Source organism: Nocardiopsis sp. CC223A (genome assembly GCF_030766825.1).
GTDB lineage: Bacteria > Actinomycetota > Actinomycetes > Streptosporangiales > Streptosporangiaceae > Nocardiopsis.
On sequence record NZ_JASFDV010000049.1, the window covers coordinates 17,059 to 32,324 of the forward strand.

The window sequence follows — 15,266 nt, forward strand, 5'->3', positions numbered from 1 at the left end:
AACGTCTCGCCCGAGGTGTTGGTGTTGGACGCGATCTCCGCCGTCCTGCGGCCGTCCGAGGCCGAGCACACCCACCTGCCGCACCTGGCCCAACGGGTGCGCCGCGGACGCCGGGCCGCGCGCGGCGCCAGCGGGTGCGGCACGAAAGCTGGGGCACCGATGCCGTCCGTGACCGGCCGGCCGCCCGTCTCTCCGAGCGTTCCTGACCCCGCCGTCCGGCGGGCGGGACGCGGGCCCGGGCGGTCGGCCGCACACTGTGTGCGTTCGAGCCGCTGGAACACGCCGATTCCAGCCGCACACTCGACGGTCCGACGGAAAAAGGTTTTCGGCTCCCCGATAGGGTGGCCATATGTCCGCTGATGAACGCGTGACCCGATCCACGTTCTCCGGTCGTATCGAGCCGATATCCGACCCTCGGCCGATGCCTCGGCTGCCCCAACGGATCTGGTCGGACGAAGACTGGGAGCGAATCCAGCGCGGGTACGCATCGCGCGACATGGATGAGAGATGGGACGTCTTCGCGAAGGGCGACGTCGTCTTCCTGCACCGGAGCTGGGCCGGTAGCGGAATCTTCGCAGTGACCTTCACACCGGCCGATGGCGGCGGTCGGCGCATTTCCCGGGCCGTGGTGGAAAGCGCCCCCGAGCGATATTCGAGGTACGGACGACGACTACGACCGCCTGATGCCGGAGCTGGTGATCAGCACCATCGTGCTGGGAGAACCGGCCCGTGACCTCCGTACGAAGCTGGTGGAGCTGACAAGGCGGAGGTCCGGCTCCGCCGATGCGCCCGCCGGGCTCGTTCAGCACAGCGCGTTGGGGCTGCGTTCGGACCCATCCTGAAAGGTCGTCGCGCAGCGCGGGACCTCCTGCCCGGACGGGGTCTGTACGGAGCACACCGGCAGGGCGTCCTCATCCACGTTCGTCCTTCTCCTTTGCCGCGAGAAACCCGTCCAACAGCCGGAACAGCGTGGCGAGCGCCTGCTCGTCCTCCTCTTTAGTGAGCCCTCCGAAGCGTTCCTCGCCGGGGAAGGCGATCCGGCGTACCTGTCCCGGCCAGCCCAGAGCGCCGGAGCGGACGCCCTCCTGCTCTTCGATCCATTCCCGAAAGCCATCCAGGACGGAGACTCCACGGCGTACCGCGCAGCAGTCGTACCCGGTGAGGAAGACGACCATCCGGTCGAAGGACGCCTTCCCGGTGTACATGCCCGTCCGCTCGCCCACCAGCGCCAGGAACTCCCGCTCACCCAAAGCCGTGACATCGAACAAGGAGACCGCCCCCACACCATGACCGCTATGTCGGACCCCACTCTGGCACGCCGGCGCCATGGTCCCCGCAACCCTTCCTCGACCGGGACGGTCCCGTGAGTCTCCCGGCTCTGATCCGATATCCCCCACGGTGAAACTGGTGTCCGCCGTGTGCCGGGAGGTGCTTCGTAGGAGAAAGGGATCGGATGGTCGTCGGGAATCGCGCGTTGAGGGTGGGGATCACGGTGGTGTCCCTCTTCTTGTTCTGGGCGCTGTTCGCGTTGGCGAGTGTGGCCGGGGAGTTCAGTGGGGACCCGGGCGGCTTGTTGTTCATGTCCACGATCATCGGTTCCGCTCTCTGGCTGAACCTCAAGATCGGCTTCTGGCGAAAGCTGGAGCTGTACGAGGACCGCATCGTCCTGTACGACTACGCGACGCGCACGGTCGTGCCCGTCGGCCTCGTGCGCGGGGTGGCGGTCGCGGACGGCCGACTGTCCGTCGAACTGTCGGACGGAAGGTCGTTGCCTTCCGCCGCCTTCGAAGGCTCTCTGTGGGCTGCGCTCTTCGGCAGCCGGTCCGCTGCTCGCACCGAGCGGCTCATCAACGGCTTCTACGGCTTCGGGAAGGGCGTGCGTGCTCCCAAGGACGACCCCGGCGAGCTGCTCCGCTTCCGGCACCTGAACCTGCTCGCCCTTCCCGCCGTCATCGCGACCGTCTTCGTGAGCTACTACCTGATCGGCCTGGTCTTCTCCCCCTGACCCCCGGTCGGCGTGATCCTGCCGTGCGACGGCCGATGGCGGAAGCCGATGCGCATCAGCCGGCTGTCGGCCCAGTCTTCGAGCCGGGTCGGCCGGACGGTGCCGGGGTCGTGGGGCTGGTTGAGATCCGCGACGATCTCCGCCAGCACGGTCCGACGTTCAGCCGGGTCGGTGACGGGCGTGGCCCAGGCAGGCAGATCTGCGCGGATCCCGTTCTTGAGGTGGAAGGTGAAGGCGGGATCGGCGAGAAGGTTCGCATGCCAGTCGGTGGCGGCCCCGTCGGCGCCGCTGCACAGGTAGGTGGCGCCCGCGGCCCGGTAGAAGAAGATCTCGATGCGGCGTGCCCGGCCGGTGCGGCGCCCCAGCGTCGTGATGTCGACGATCCGTTCTCCGGTGCCTGCGGCAGGGGTGATCTCGATGGCTCGCCGGATGTGTTCGGGCAGGTGGGACAAGGACGCGTCCTGCGCGGAGCCGTTCGACCCTGTCATCTCCGGAGCGCTCATACGGTGTCGGCCTGAAGGGCGGGGCCGAGGAGGAGTCCACCGTCGATGACGTACTCCGACCCCGTGATGAACGACGCGTCCGATGACGTGAGGAACAGGAGGAGCCGGGTGACGTCGGACGGCTCCCCGAGCCGGGGGATGGCGAACGGCTCGGGTGAGTAGAAGTCGGCGATCGCCGCGGTGGCGCCGGCTGCCGGTTCTTGGATGAAGGGGGTCGCGATCACGCCGGGGTGGATGGCGTTCACGCGGATGCGGTCTCGACCGAGTTCGAGCGCCGCCGTTCGGGTGAGGCCCCGCACGGCCCACTTGCCGGCCACGTACGGCGCGTAGTGCGCCGTGCCGCCCAGGCCCATGGTCGAGCCGATGTTGACGATGGCTCCCCCTGATGCGCGGCGCAGAACAGGGGCGGCGGCCTTGATACCGAGGAAGGTCCCGGTGAGGTTGATGTCGAGGATGCGCGACCACGTGTCCTGGTCCGTCTTCTCGATCGGTGCCGGCGGGTTCTGGACGCCCGCGTTGTTGACGAGCACGTTCAGTGCGCCGAAGGCGCTCTCGGCGGCCAGCACAGCGGCGGACCACGAGCTCTCGTCGGTGACGTCGAGGCGGGTGAAGCGGGCGCGGGGCCCGAGCTCGTCGGCGAGAGCGGCGCCGTGTTCGGCGTCGATGTCGCCGATCACCACGTTCGCTCCCTCCGCGTGAAAGGCGCGTACGTGGCTCGATCCTTGGCCACCGGTCCCACCGGTCACGAGCACGGTCTGGTCCTCGAAACGGCGCATCAGATGTTCCTTCGGTACGTGGGTGACCGGCCGGGGTCATCGGTGATGAACGACGGCCGGTGGTGAGCCGATCGACTCACCACTGCCCGACACTAGATCGGCGTCGGTGGTGAGTCAAGCCACTCGTCTCGTATACTCGGCCCATGAGCAGAGCCGTGACGACGTATCACCAGCGCATCGCCCAGGAGAAGCGCGCGCTGATCTTGGCGGCCGCGACCGCACTGTTCCTCGAGCTGGGCTACGACCGGACGTCGCTGGCGCGGATCGCAGAGCGCTCGGGCGTTTCGCGGGCCACCCTGTTCAAGCAGTTTCCGAGCAAGGCGGCCCTGTTCGACGCCATGGTCACCGAGGCCTGGTCGATCGCCGAGGAGGAGGATCCCCCGCCGACAGGCGACATCGTTGCCGGGCTCGGCACCATCGGTCACCGCTACGCCGAACTGTTGGGCCGCGCCCGGATGACCGACCTGTTCCGAATCGTCATCGCCGAGCTGCCGCGATTCCCCGAACTCGCCAATGCGCAGTTTTCGCACGGGAAGATGCCCTACTTCGAGTCCGTGCGCGGCTACCTGCTGGCCGAACACGAGGCGGGAACGGTGCGGGTCGATGACGTGGACCTCGCAGCGACCCAGTTCCTGGGCATGATCTCCAACTACGTCTTCTGGCCGACACTCCTGGTGCCGGGCTGGGAGGTGAGCGCCGAACGCGTCGCTCAGGTGGTCGAGGAGGCCGTCCGCACCACCGCCGCCCGGTACGCCGTGACCGGACCGGGGCCGTCGACCAACGACTGAGTCCCACCGCCACAGGGGGCTGCTGCCCGAGCAATCGAGATCGTCGACCCCGAGGACGTTCGCGGAGCACCTCCCCGGGGCGGATACCGAAGGAGGAGGGGAGCGCAGATGTGTCGACCCGACCCGGCCCTCCTGGCATCGGCGCGGCCGACAAGAGCCCCAGATGGAAGGTCGGCCAGGACGTGGGCGGGGCGTTCCAGAGACGCCGTGGCCACGGCATGGAGACGGGGAGGACTCCCGACGGGCGCAGCTGAGCGAGACCGGCGGCTCCGGCGTACCGGATGGGCGTTCTCTGACGCGGGATCGCTAGTGCCGGGGCATGGTCTCTGATCCCATGGAATCCTTCTCCCGCCCCCGGGTCGCCGCCGGTGTCCTGTTCTTCGACCACCTCGGCCGGGTGATGATGGTGGTCCCCTCCTACAAGGACCACCGGGACCTCCCCGGCGGCTACATCGAGCACGGAGAGACACCGAGTCAGGCCGCCGCCCGGGAGGTGAAGGAGGAACTGGGGATCACTCCGCCCCTCGGACGGCTCCTGGTCGTCGACTGGGCACCCAGCCGGTCCGAGGGGGACAAGTAACTCTTCGTGTTCGACGGGGGAGTCCTCGACCGGGAATGGCTGGAACGGATCGTCCTCGACCCGGGCGAGCCGACCGGTTACGAGTTCCACGAGGTGGCCTCGATCGCCGAGGCGACCATCCCCCGGCTCGCGCGCAGGATCACCCACGCTGCGTACGTCCGTGAACAGGGCACGGTGGCCTACCTGGAGAACGGAGAAGTGCCCGCGTAGACCGCAGGTGGCCGCCGTCAACCCTCGGCCCGGGTTGCAGAGTGCGTCGCCCGCGCGCGGTCACCCAGCCCTCCGTTCCGCGTACGCGGGGCGTTCCTACCACCGGCAGGGACAGGCTGGGGGGCGGCGTTCGGGCAGGTCGGAGGTGATACTGGGGCCATGGCCACGCACACCGGTCCCCGGGCCGACACGACGGCGGTGCCGCACCCCGGCCGAGAGCACGACCTCGACCCGCGCGCGGAGCTGAGCGAGTTCCTGCACACGCGCAGGGCGAGGTTGAAGCCGGAGGAGGAGGCCCTGCGCCTGCTCGCCAGCTGGGGTGCCGACGCCGTCGCCCCGAGAGGACTCGCTTTCGAAGCCGTGGGGGTCTGTTCATCGGTGTTGGACTCAGCCTTGGAGCGGAGATAACGCTGGTTCTTGTCGCTCGGCGTTTACTGCGCGAGGGTTCTCGATTCTCGGCCGAGGAACGGTGACGTGTCCTCGTGACACCTCATGCTCCAGCAGTGTGGTCACCTGGGGCCAGCCGAGCTTCATCGGGGCGAAGGTTTCCCAGTACTGGTGGTAGGACCGGCAGAGTGCACTGAACCCGAACGGTGCTGTGTCGGCTGGAATGGCCTGGACGAGGCGACGAACCGCAGCTCCGGCTCCTCTGCATGAAGGGGTGATCCCGTGTCCGAGAAGCAGTGTCGCCGAGCGCACCGCGTCCAGGGTTCCTGAGATCGCGTGGCGGTTGAATCGGCCGTGAACCAGCTCTGTCCAGGACCGGCGTGTCCGGGCCCAGACCAGTCTTTCCAGCCCGGAGCCGAGGTCGACGGCCATGCGTTGGGGGTTGCCCTCGTTCCACAGCAGGACGATGTCTCCGAGTTCGAGGCCCGCGTGGTGGAAGCGGAGCGTGACTCCTGAGACCTCGCGGCGGCGCCACACCTTCAGATCTCCGCTCAACGTGACATGGCGGGCATGCAGGCCCACACGGGAGAGCACGGACAACCAGCCGTCGAACGCCTCCGCATACTCCTCGATCCCGCGGATCGGCCGCACATGGGAGATGTTGACGAAGGACGTCAGGAAACCGTCGAGGAGCTGTCCGCGCGCATCACGCCTCCCGGTGAACCGCACGACCGGTTGGGAAAGGAACCCCTGGCGGTGGGTGCGGTCCTGCCCCTCCTTCAGAAGGGGGTCGAGGGCCTGTACAGCCGAGACGGTCAGGTCGGTCTCCCTGCCCCACCGCAGTGGTAGGCACTCGGCGCGCTCCACGCCTTGAGCTGCGTACGCCTCTTCGATCAGAGCCAGGAGCTCACCCCAGGGCAGCACGCGGCGGGCGGGTACGAAGGCGGATCCCCTGTGCGTGTGCTGGATCCGCAGCCGTGTGCCGTCGGTTTCGATCTCCCAGTCGGAGCCCAGGACACGGCCGAGGTGGTGAGGGATGAGGCGGGGGTCGGGCCCTGTGGTCACGGCCTCCTCGCGAGGGCTTCGAAGTGCCGTTCTGCGTTGAAGCGGTCGAGCCCGACCTCCTGGACACCTCGGTGAGGAAGCTCTGCCGCTTCCTTGATCACCTGGGCCAGAGCCTGGGCAGCGGTCTCGTCGTCTACGGCCGGATCCAGCACCACTTGGCGACCGGTCTGCTCGCACAGCGCAGCCTGCACACACGTGCCCTCGCTCCAGGCAAGCCCCGCAACGGGTGTCCCCGCCCTGAGCGCCTCTCCGAAGACCGCGGCTCCTGCTTCCACGTAGTCACGGGAGTAGGTGTAAACGAACACTTCGGCGTTGCGGAAGGCCTCGGTCTTGGCCGCCCCGCCGAGTTCTCCCGTCCACTCCACGTGGTCGGCGGAGAACAGGGCACGGTGCCGGTCGAAGTATTCGCTGCCGAAGACCGGACCCATCACGCGTATGCGCCTGCCCAGGATCTGGGCCGCCCGGACGGCGAGGTGGGGGCTCTTGTCCTCGTCCACCCGCCCCACCCACACCAGGTTCTTTCCTAGGACGGAGTCGGGCTCCTGCTCCTTCCAACCGGCGTGTACCGCGAGTTCGAGGATCGGTGCGTGCAGGCGATAGCGGTCGGCCATCTGCTGTGAGTAGCAGTAGAGCCTGCGGCCTATCCCGTCGAAGGCGTCCTCGTCGTGACGGAACACCGGCGAGTGCTGGAACGTCGCCACGTCACAGCCGAGAGCGTCCGCGCACTCGCGCCAGGCCCGGAGGGAAGGGTATTCATGGCCCACGATGAGCAGGTCGTAACCGGAATCCCGTAGCGCTTTGAACGCCGTGGACCCGGTCTTGATGTCCTCCAGCCGGACCGGATGGCGCTGCCAGTCCGGCCCGAGGTCATTCCGCCAGGCGGGGCCCAGGAGGTGCACGTCGGCGCCCGCGGCCCGGCCTCCGAGAGCGGCGGCCCACAGCCACCGTTCGATTCCGCCGTATCCGTGGGGTGGGAAGGCGTAGGTTCCGGGAAAGTCGCAGACGCCGACGAGCAAGGGCTACTCCTGGGGGGTTCCGTCCGCCGAGATACGGCGGTAGCCGAGGTAGGGGGCGAGGGCCTCAGGCAGGATGACGGAGCCGTCCTCCTGCTGGTTCTGCTCCAGCAGAGCGGCCAGGGTGCGGCCGATGGGCAGGCCGGACCCGTTGAGGGTGGCCACGGGGGTGGTCTTGCCGTCCGCGCCGCGGGTGCGGATGTTGGCCCGGCGGGCCTGGAAGGTGCCGCAGTCCGACACGGAGGAGATCTCGCGGTAGGTGTTCTGGCTGGGCAGCCACACCTCGATGTCGTAGGTCATCTGGGCGGAGAAGCCCATGTCGCCGGCGGGAAGCAGGATGACCCGGTAGGCCAGCCCGAGTTCCTTCAGGCAGGCCTCGGCGTGCCCGACCATGGCCAGCAGTTCCTGCTGCGACTCCTCGGCCGCGCACAGGCGCACCATCTCGACCTTGGCGAACTGGTGTTGGCGCAGGACACCGCGCGTGTCACGACCGTAGGAGCCCGCCTCGGAGCGGAAGCAGGGGGTGTGCGCGGTCAGCGCGAGCGGGAGTTCCCTGGCCGGGATGATCTCGTCCGCGTACAGGTTGGTCAGCGGTACCTCGGCGGTCGGGATCAGGTAGAGGGGTCGTTCGGCCACTCCGGTCTTGAAGAGGTCCTCCTCGAACTTCGGGAGCTGCCCGGTGCCGGTCATGGTGGCCGGGGTGACCAGGAAGGGCACACCGTGCTCGACGTAGCCGTGCCTCCGGGTGTGGATGGCCAGGAACAGCGAGGCCAGCGCGCGTTCGAGTTCGGCGCCCACACCGCGGGTGACGGTGAAGCGCGGTCCCGAGAGCTTGGTGGCGCGGGTGAAGTCGAGGATGCCCATGGCCTCGCCGAGGTCGACGTGGTCCTTGGGCTCGAAGGAGAACGCCTGGGGCGTGCCGACCTTGCGGATCTCAGTGGCGAACTCCTCGGAGTCCCCGTCGGGGGTCGCGTCCAAGGGGAGGTTCGGGATCTCCAGGAGGAAGCGGTCCAGCTCCTGCTGAATGCTCTCCTGCTCGGCCTCCACATCGCGGATCTGCTCCTTGAGCTTGCGCGCGTGCTCCTTGAGGTCGGAGATGTCGCCGCCCTCCTTGGCGGTGCGCTGCACATCCTTGGCGACGCGCTTGGCATCGGCGCGCATCTCCTCGGCCGAGCGGATGCTCTGCACGCGGCGCGACTGGAGGGACTCCAGGGAGGACAGGTCCAGGGTGTAGCCGCGTCGGGCGAGCTTGCGGACAGCTTCGGGACCCAGGTCGATCAGTGCGCGGGCATCATGCATCGGACTCGTTCTCCTCCAGGGATGCGGGCACCGGCTCGGGCGGGCGGAGCACGGTGCGGTCGTCCTTCGACGATATCCCCGGGTCACCCCCGGCTGCGTTGGAATCAAGCTCCCCTTGGAGCTCATCGCTCAGGCGGCTCGCCCAATCTCGGAGACATCGGTCGGAAACGGCGAGGAGCTCCAGGTAGGGGGCCTCGGGAAAGAAGACCGGGATACTGGTCTCGGGCTCTCGGGAACGGCACCAGTTCAGTACCGAGAGGAGGAGGCCGTGCGCGACCACGAGGCGGGGTGCTTCAGCGGTGGGCGGGGGCACGCATCCGCTGAGCATCCGCAGCAGGGCTTCGCGCTGGGATTCCTGGGACCCCGGGGGCTGAGTGGTGGGCCCGTGCCCCTTCAACCAGTCGGCGTACTCCAGGAAGGGCCGACCCTCGAACACCCCATAGTCGGGCTCGTTCAGGCAGGGGTGAACGGATTGAGGACAGTCGATTCCCTCCAGGAGCAGGCGGGCGGTCTGCCGTGTTCTGGGGAAGGAACTCGTCCAGCAGGAGCGAAGGGCCATCTCCTGAAGGCGAGGGCTGATCGCCTGCGCTTGCCTGACACCTTGCTCGTCCAGGGCTATGGGGACGTTCGAGTCGCCGTTGACCAGGTAGCGCGCGCTGTATGAGGTACGCCCATGCCGGACGAAGTAGGTGGCCATCAGTCCGTCTCCGTTCCTTGCGACAGACCTCGCATGATTCGGGTCATCGCCGGAGCCCGGGTGTCACCGACATCCAGGTAGTAGAGCAGCCCGTCCAGACACGTGGCCAGACACCATGAGCGCAGCCTTTCCTTTCCGATCTGCGATGTCTGGGCCGCCAGCGCGAGGCGTTCGGCCGTTCCTCGCCCAAGCCGGTAGTACACGATCCAGAAGGCCCAGTCGAAGGCTGCGTCCCCGTACATGGGGAGAGGGTCGAGTAGGTGGGGGGTCCCCTCCTCGTCGCAGGCGGTGTTCTCCTGATACAGGTCCCCATGAAGGACGGTTCGGTGGAGGCGCGTCTGGCTGAGGGATTCGAGTTCCCGAAGCCCGCCCTGGAGCAGCGGATCGCGCTTGTCCGAATTCAGGGAGTCCAGGCGCTTGGCCACTCGGGGACGCACCTCCTGATCAAGGAAGGAGGACAGTTCCGGGAACTCGCGGTGTCCCTCCACGGCACGACCCTGTTCGTGTGCGGCCTGGATGACCTCAGCGACTCTCCGCGCGTCATCGTCCGGGCGCCGACCACCTCCCGGGCGTCCTCCGATGAGCGACAGTGCCGCAACGGACCGTTCCCCGTCGACTTCCAGCACACGGGCCGCCTGCACGGTGGACCAAAGCCGCAAGGCCGCGATTTCCCCAGCACAACGATCGGGGTCCGGCCATGCTTTGAGCAGGACGCGTTCCCCCGCTGGGGCGGCGGCGAGCGCGAGGACGGAGGCATGTCCGGCGTCGTGGTACCCCACGGGTATGAACCCCCATCGCCGGCCTACGGCCGTCAGGGTCTCTGGGACCGTCGCCAGCCAGTCCGCGACACTGGGGCCGTAGTGCTTGAACAGTCGGTCACGGCAGCCCTGCGGCGGGTCGGAGAGTCCGGAACGGATCAGCTCAGGCACACACCCTCCCGCACGATCTCGTCCGTCAGCTCAGGAAAGGACCCCAAGGCCTCCGCCACGAGCGCTTGCACCTTGTCCGGCTGGGCATCCTGTGCGGCAAGCCGGACGAGGACCCGTCCGGGGCGGTCGAGCGGCTGCCCGGTGGTGCTCACCAGATGGACCTCGGCGTATCCACCGGTCTCCTCGTAAAGGCGGTGGGCGAGACGCTCAGCAGCCAGGTTGTAGAGCTTGCCGACGTGGTAGACGGGGTTCTTGCCGTTCGCTCCCTCCATGTTCATCGGCCGCAGCGGTGTGATGAGCCCGTTGACCCGGTTGCCCCGTCCGACGACGCCTTCGTCCCCGGACTCGATGGAACTGCCGGTGTAGGTCAGGTAGAGCTCATCATGGGAGGGAACGTCACGGGCATTGAGCCGGACATCGACATCTGCCCCCGGAAACCGGAGCCCTGCGATCCGGTGGGATTCCTCGCGGACCGTTTCCACGTTGCGGAGGTAGGCCGCACGGCTCGTCACGTGAGAGGACTTCTGCGGCACGCACAGCACCAGGTCCGCTCGCTCGCCGTCCCAGCAGCCCATCACCTTGACGTCGCTCCCGCACCACGGGTATGCCTTCGTGAACGGCCCGGGGGCGGAGAAGGTGTCGGCGAGTTCGCGGACGAGCCCTTCGAAGGGGCTTCTCGGGGCCCAACCCGTGCCGAGCGAGGTGTCGTTCGCCAGCAGTGTGCGTCGTTCGCGTAGGTCACCGGCGTCTCGGGGAGCGAACCACCTGCTGCGTTCGGGAATTTCCTCGCTGGTGATCACCGCTCCGGGGCTGGGGTTCGCGGTGACGTTGAGCGCGATGTCCAGGTGTTCGGCCGCTTCGGGGAGCCGTTCCCGGAAGAACGTGCGCACGGTGGACTCGATCAGCTCTTCCACGGGCAGGAACTCGTCCGCGTAGCGGTGGGCGGCCCGTCCGTTCACGAGGACGCGAACCGGCGCGACCATTCGGCCTCCGCCGTAGCGGACTTCGCTGGCTCCGCCCAAGAGGGCCAGCTTGTCGAAGTTGTGGTGCAGGATCACGCCGAAGCGTTCCAGGGTGAAGGCACTGTAGGCCCTGGACAGCGCTTCGGCCAGGTGGTCTGCCATGGTGTCGGGATGGCCGAGCCCCTTGCGTTCGACGATGCTGATGGTGTCGTCGAACGGGACTCCGGTCCTGATGGTCAACCGACCCGTGTCGGGCCTGGGCCCGGATTGCTCCATACGTACTCCTGGCTTGGTGGTCGGAAGTGGCCGAGCGGACTCGGGGCGCTCGGCGAATATGCCTATCGGGGGACGCCCAGATCGAACGCCTCGGTTATCGCGTGAGCGGCGATGCGGGACACGTTCATGGGTTTCGGTTCCTCCATCAGCCGTCGGAGGCTCCTTCTGGTCGCTGCATTCGGGCAGAGGGCAGGCCGCCGATCCAGCCACAGGAGAATGCGCCAGGCCATGACGGGGCCGGGAACCTGGAGCCGCTCGAGCCGTTCGTGCTGAATGCGTCGGGAGCTGGTGAGGTACAGCAGATCGCGGAGTGCGTGGAAGAGTGCGTCCGCGTGGTCGCAGGCAGCAGGCCCACGGGCGCAGGCCTCCCAGTCGACGACCGATACGCGGTCGCCGCTGGAGATGAAATGCTCTGCCTTGAGGTCTCCGTGCAGGTAGACGACGGGCTCCAACGCGAGGCTCTCAAGTGCGGTGCCGAGGTCGTCCCACCAGGGCCGTGCGCGGGCCCGGGAGGAGAACTGGCCCATGAGGAAGCCGCGGTGGGTCGGTGCGTCGTCGGCCGACCGGTTCCACCCGGCTCCGGGCGGTGTGCCGGGTGGTGCGGGGTGGATCCTGCGGCCGAGCTCGATGACCTGCTCCACAAAGGCGTTCAGGCCGTTCCGTGTCCTGACCGTGCCGACGTGACCCGGAAGGTGACGGAAGACGGTCCACATGGTGGAGTCCGTCGACCCTGCACCGAGCACCTCCGGGACACTTACCCCGAGCCCGTCGGCTCTGGCGGTGGCGATGACCTCGCGCTCCTGGCGGAGCGACGGTTCGATGCCGCGGTACTCCTTGAGGAACGCCGTTCCCGATGCGTTCGTGAAGGTGCGGGAGAAGGGCTTCTCGCATCGGAGCCGGAACGGCCCGAACGGTGCTCCCACCGGGGCTTCGCAGGACGTTCGTCGCCCCACTCGTGCGGACTCGGATACATCGGGGCCGGACAGGCTGACCGGTGACGAACCCTGCTCGGCGCCACGCGCGTCATCGTGAGGATGGGTGGGACACCGGTCTGGAGGGAGGACCATGGTGGTCTCTACACCGCCGTCTCGTCGATGCATGGGCCGAACTCCCCGCCGTGGAAGATCCGTCGAATACATCGAGAAGTCTCGTCCGGATCGGAAACGCCGGGTAGTGAGAGGGCCTCCCCGTCGAAGAAAGGAGGTCAGGGCGTTTTCTGTCCGTCAAGGTGAGAGTCGGTCGCACGTTCACGGCGTTCCATCGGGAGGAATCCGGTGGTGACACCGGAGACTTCGCACGGTTAGCGTGTCGGGGAGAGCGTCTCCACGGAAAGCGGGACATGCCTTCTGCCACGACTACGCGCCATGACCTGAGTTGCGCGACTCGCCTCCGGGAATCGATGCGAGGCGCTGCCGGAATACTGGGCCAGGACGCCTCTTCGGACGGGCTTCGGGAGCGGATCGCCTTCGCCATAGACGACTGCTGTGGCCACCCCCGCCTCAAATGCTTTCGCCTGGCTGCGGGGTGGACCGTCACCTCTGCGATCGACAACTTCCATCGGATGTGCGATCGGGAAGGGTTCAAACGGCGAGGGCTGACTGAGCGCTCCTGGCGCCAGTGGGAGGCCGGAGACCGACCGAGCCGGGACTACGAGGACTTGCTGTGCAGGCTCTTCGGAACCGGTCCTGTGCAGCTCGGCTTCGCGGCGGATTACACGTGCCGTCCGGCTAACCCCCAGCGGGAACTGTCGTTGCCCCGGCCACGGGTACCGACGGAGTTCACTCTGCGGAAGAGCATCGGCGGTCGCTCCTCCTCGGTACTCAGCTTCGGGCACTCATTCGATGCCGAGGCGGAAGTGATCATGTCAGCGGCCCGCGAATCCGCCCATTTCACGCAACAGGCCGAAAGGACCAACGTGGGACCTCACACCTTGGAACAACTCGACGCCGATCTCAGAAACCTCATCAGGGCATATCCCGGTCGCCCGGTCTTCCCCACCTTCCTGGAGCTCGTCGACTTGCGTAACCGCGCCTTCGATCTACTGGAGGGACAGCAGTACCCGGCGCAGAGTCGGGACCTGTATCTCATCGCCGGGGTCACCTGCGGTGTCATGTCGAACGCATCCTTCGACCTGGGGCATATGGACGCTGCGGCGACCCAGGCCCGTACGGCCTACCTCTGTGCTGAGCTGGCCGGTAGCGACTGGTTGCGGACATGGGTGCGCGGCATGCAGAGTCTGATCGCGTACTGGGGCGACCACTTCGAGGAGGCCGTCAGCCTCGCATCGTCTATCCGTGAGTCCGTCTCAGGACAGGGATCGGCTGCCGTGCGGCTCGCCAGCATCGAGGCCCGGGCGCACGCCCGGATGGGGAACGCCGAGGGCGTGGAAACGGCTCTGGCCGCTGCAACGAACGCTCGGGAGACCGCGGATCACCCGGACGAGTACGGCGGAATGATGGACTTTCCCCTGGAGAAGCAGCTTTTTTACGACAGCACCTGCCAGGTGTGGCTGGGCGGTCAGCCCAGGTTGCACCGTGCCGTCAGGGAAGCCTCCCGAGCGGTTTCGATGTTCGAGCAGGCTCCACCGGGGCAGCGGCGGATCGGGGAGATGTGCCTGGCACGCCTCGATCTCGCTGCGGCCCGTCTCGGGTCGGGCGAACTCGATGGCACGGTCGAGCAGGTACGCGCGGTGTTCTCGGATGCGGCGAACCGGCGTACGGACAGCGTGAAGCGCAGGCTCCAACAGGTGCGGATCCAACTGGAGGCGCCTCGGGTACGGACCTCGCCTCTGGCGGCGGTGCTTCGCGATGAGATCATCGAGTTCTGCGCCCCGCCGTCCCCCGCTCTCCCCGAAGGACATACGCCATGAAGAGCCCGGTCACCGTCGGTCTGCTGCACCCCGGCCAGATGGGCGCCGCCATCGGGCACGAACTCACCAAGGCGGGTGTCCGTGTCCTCTGGTGTCCAGCAGGGCGAAGTGAGGCGAGCGTCCGGCGCGCTGAGCAGGCCGGGCTCGGCGCCGTTCCCGAACTGGGGGTTTTGCTGGGGAACTCATCCGTGGTGATCTCCCTCTGCCCGCCGGCCGCCGCCGAGGAGACGGCCGATTCGGTGCGGGAGACGGGTTTCTCCGGTGTCTTCGTCGAAGCCAACGCCATCAGCCCCGACCGTGCGGAGTGGATCGCGACCGACATGATCGCCCAAGGTGCGCGCGCCGTGGACGGGTGCGTCATCGGTCCTCCCCCCGGAGGTTCCGTGGACACCCACCTTTACCTCGCAGGTGATGCAGAGGATGCGGCAGTGATCGCAGAGCTGTTCGCGGACACCGCCGTCATCCCGATCCCGATGGAGAAACCCCTGGGGGCCGCCTCAGCGCTGAAGATGGCCTACGGCTCCTACCAGAAGGCGGCTTGCGCCCTGGCGGGCGTTGCACAGGCGCTGGGCCGTATCCACGGCGTGGACGAGCACTTGACGGCGGAAGCGCGCCGCCTGGCCAAGTCCCCGCTGGCCGCTCCGGAGTATTTGACGGGGGTCGCGGCCAAGGCGTGGCGTTGGGCTCCGGAGATGCGGGAGGTGTCCCGGAGCCTGGTGGCCGCTGGTCTTCCCCGGGAGATGGCCGAGGCCGCAGCCAGGGTGTTCGACTTCTGGGAGCAGGACAAGGACGACCAGGAACTGCCGTTGCCGCAGATCCTTGACCAGCTCAAACGAAGCTGACGAGGACGCCGCGCATATCGGCGCTGCATACACTCCGGCCTCGACGCCGAGTCCGTCTGGTCGTC

General features: G+C 67.7%; 17 protein-coding genes. 7 read left to right on the top strand and 10 right to left on the bottom strand.

The genetic code is table 11. The annotated features are described in order from the left end of the window. Nucleotides 1-911: 911 nt before the first annotated feature. Nucleotides 912-1,268 carry a hypothetical protein gene (locus QJS33_RS19105; protein ID WP_306369381.1) on the bottom strand — a complete coding sequence of 119 codons (357 nt, stop codon included), beginning with the start codon at nucleotides 1,266-1,268 and terminating at the stop codon, nucleotides 912-914. 227 nt (nucleotides 1,269-1,495) lie between these two features. On the opposite strand from QJS33_RS19105, the gene QJS33_RS19110 reads away from it, so the two are divergent. Then, nucleotides 1,496-2,005, top strand: a complete 510-nt coding sequence (locus tag QJS33_RS19110) for a hypothetical protein (protein WP_306369382.1) — start codon at nucleotides 1,496-1,498, stop codon at nucleotides 2,003-2,005. Here the strand turns inward: QJS33_RS19110 and QJS33_RS19115 are convergent. Next, entirely contained in the window at nucleotides 1,975-2,457 is a 483-nt protein-coding gene (locus QJS33_RS19115; RefSeq protein WP_306369383.1) for a nitroreductase/quinone reductase family protein, read from the bottom strand. The genes QJS33_RS19110 and QJS33_RS19115 overlap by 31 nt on opposite strands. Before the next feature lie 47 nt (nucleotides 2,458-2,504). Next, nucleotides 2,505-3,284: a glucose 1-dehydrogenase gene (locus QJS33_RS19120; RefSeq protein WP_306369384.1), complete on the bottom strand. Its 780-nt coding sequence runs from the start codon at nucleotides 3,282-3,284 to the stop codon at nucleotides 2,505-2,507. Between the two features lie 143 nt (nucleotides 3,285-3,427). Between QJS33_RS19120 and QJS33_RS19125 the strand changes: the two genes are divergently transcribed. The 4 genes from QJS33_RS19125 to QJS33_RS19140 all read left to right on the top strand — a co-directional run bounded on the left by QJS33_RS19125 (nucleotide 3,428) and on the right by QJS33_RS19140 (nucleotide 5,270). Beyond that, a complete protein-coding gene (locus tag QJS33_RS19125) occupies nucleotides 3,428-4,072 on the top strand; it encodes a TetR/AcrR family transcriptional regulator (protein WP_306369385.1) in 645 nt (214 codons plus the stop codon). 319 nt (nucleotides 4,073-4,391) lie between these two features. Continuing rightward, nucleotides 4,392-4,652, top strand: a complete 261-nt coding sequence (locus QJS33_RS19130) for an NUDIX domain-containing protein (RefSeq protein ID WP_306369386.1) — start codon at nucleotides 4,392-4,394, stop codon at nucleotides 4,650-4,652. Between the two features lie 6 nt (nucleotides 4,653-4,658). After that, on the top strand, nucleotides 4,659-4,862 hold the full coding sequence (locus QJS33_RS19135) for a hypothetical protein (RefSeq protein ID WP_306369387.1): 204 nt from the start codon (nucleotides 4,659-4,661) through the stop codon (nucleotides 4,860-4,862). A gap of 159 nt (nucleotides 4,863-5,021) precedes the next feature. Then, on the top strand, nucleotides 5,022-5,270 hold the full coding sequence (locus QJS33_RS19140; protein WP_306369388.1) for a hypothetical protein: 249 nt from the start codon (nucleotides 5,022-5,024) through the stop codon (nucleotides 5,268-5,270). Here QJS33_RS19140 and QJS33_RS19145 read toward each other — a convergent pair. The 7 genes from QJS33_RS19145 to QJS33_RS19175 form a co-directional block, all read right to left on the bottom strand. Further along, nucleotides 5,250-6,314: a hypothetical protein gene (locus QJS33_RS19145; protein ID WP_306369389.1), complete on the bottom strand. Its 1,065-nt coding sequence runs from the start codon at nucleotides 6,312-6,314 to the stop codon at nucleotides 5,250-5,252. The two genes, QJS33_RS19140 and QJS33_RS19145, sit on opposite strands and share 21 nt — an antisense overlap. After that, complete coding sequence (locus tag QJS33_RS19150) at nucleotides 6,311-7,330, bottom strand: glycosyltransferase (RefSeq protein ID WP_306369390.1); 1,020 nt, start codon at nucleotides 7,328-7,330, stop codon at nucleotides 6,311-6,313. The genes QJS33_RS19145 and QJS33_RS19150 overlap by 4 nt, the downstream gene beginning before the upstream one ends. 3 nt (nucleotides 7,331-7,333) lie before the next feature. After that, nucleotides 7,334-8,626: a serine--tRNA ligase gene (serS, locus tag QJS33_RS19155; protein ID WP_306369391.1), complete on the bottom strand. Its 1,293-nt coding sequence runs from the start codon at nucleotides 8,624-8,626 to the stop codon at nucleotides 7,334-7,336. Continuing rightward, nucleotides 8,619-9,323, bottom strand: a complete 705-nt coding sequence (locus QJS33_RS19160; RefSeq protein ID WP_306369392.1) for a histidine phosphatase family protein — start codon at nucleotides 9,321-9,323, stop codon at nucleotides 8,619-8,621. The genes serS and QJS33_RS19160 overlap by 8 nt, the downstream gene beginning before the upstream one ends. Next, nucleotides 9,323-10,252, bottom strand: a complete 930-nt coding sequence (locus QJS33_RS19165; protein ID WP_306369393.1) for an aminoglycoside phosphotransferase family protein — start codon at nucleotides 10,250-10,252, stop codon at nucleotides 9,323-9,325. Before QJS33_RS19165 ends, QJS33_RS19160 begins: the two co-directional genes overlap by 1 nt. Beyond that, complete coding sequence (locus QJS33_RS19170; RefSeq protein ID WP_306369394.1) at nucleotides 10,240-11,490, bottom strand: methionine adenosyltransferase; 1,251 nt, start codon at nucleotides 11,488-11,490, stop codon at nucleotides 10,240-10,242. Before QJS33_RS19170 ends, QJS33_RS19165 begins: the two co-directional genes overlap by 13 nt. Before the next feature lie 62 nt (nucleotides 11,491-11,552). Then, entirely contained in the window at nucleotides 11,553-12,413 is an 861-nt protein-coding gene (locus QJS33_RS19175; RefSeq protein ID WP_306369395.1) for a phosphotransferase family protein, read from the bottom strand. Between the two features lie 764 nt (nucleotides 12,414-13,177). Between QJS33_RS19175 and QJS33_RS19180 the strand changes: the two genes are divergently transcribed. Then, the gene (locus QJS33_RS19180) at nucleotides 13,178-14,359 is read left to right on the top strand and encodes an XRE family transcriptional regulator (RefSeq protein WP_306369396.1); all 1,182 of its coding nucleotides are present in this window, start codon (nucleotides 13,178-13,180) and stop codon (nucleotides 14,357-14,359) included. After that, on the top strand, nucleotides 14,356-15,201 hold the full coding sequence (locus QJS33_RS19185) for an NAD(P)-dependent oxidoreductase (protein WP_306369397.1): 846 nt from the start codon (nucleotides 14,356-14,358) through the stop codon (nucleotides 15,199-15,201). The genes QJS33_RS19180 and QJS33_RS19185 overlap by 4 nt, the downstream gene beginning before the upstream one ends. Nucleotides 15,202-15,266 lie beyond the last annotated feature (65 nt).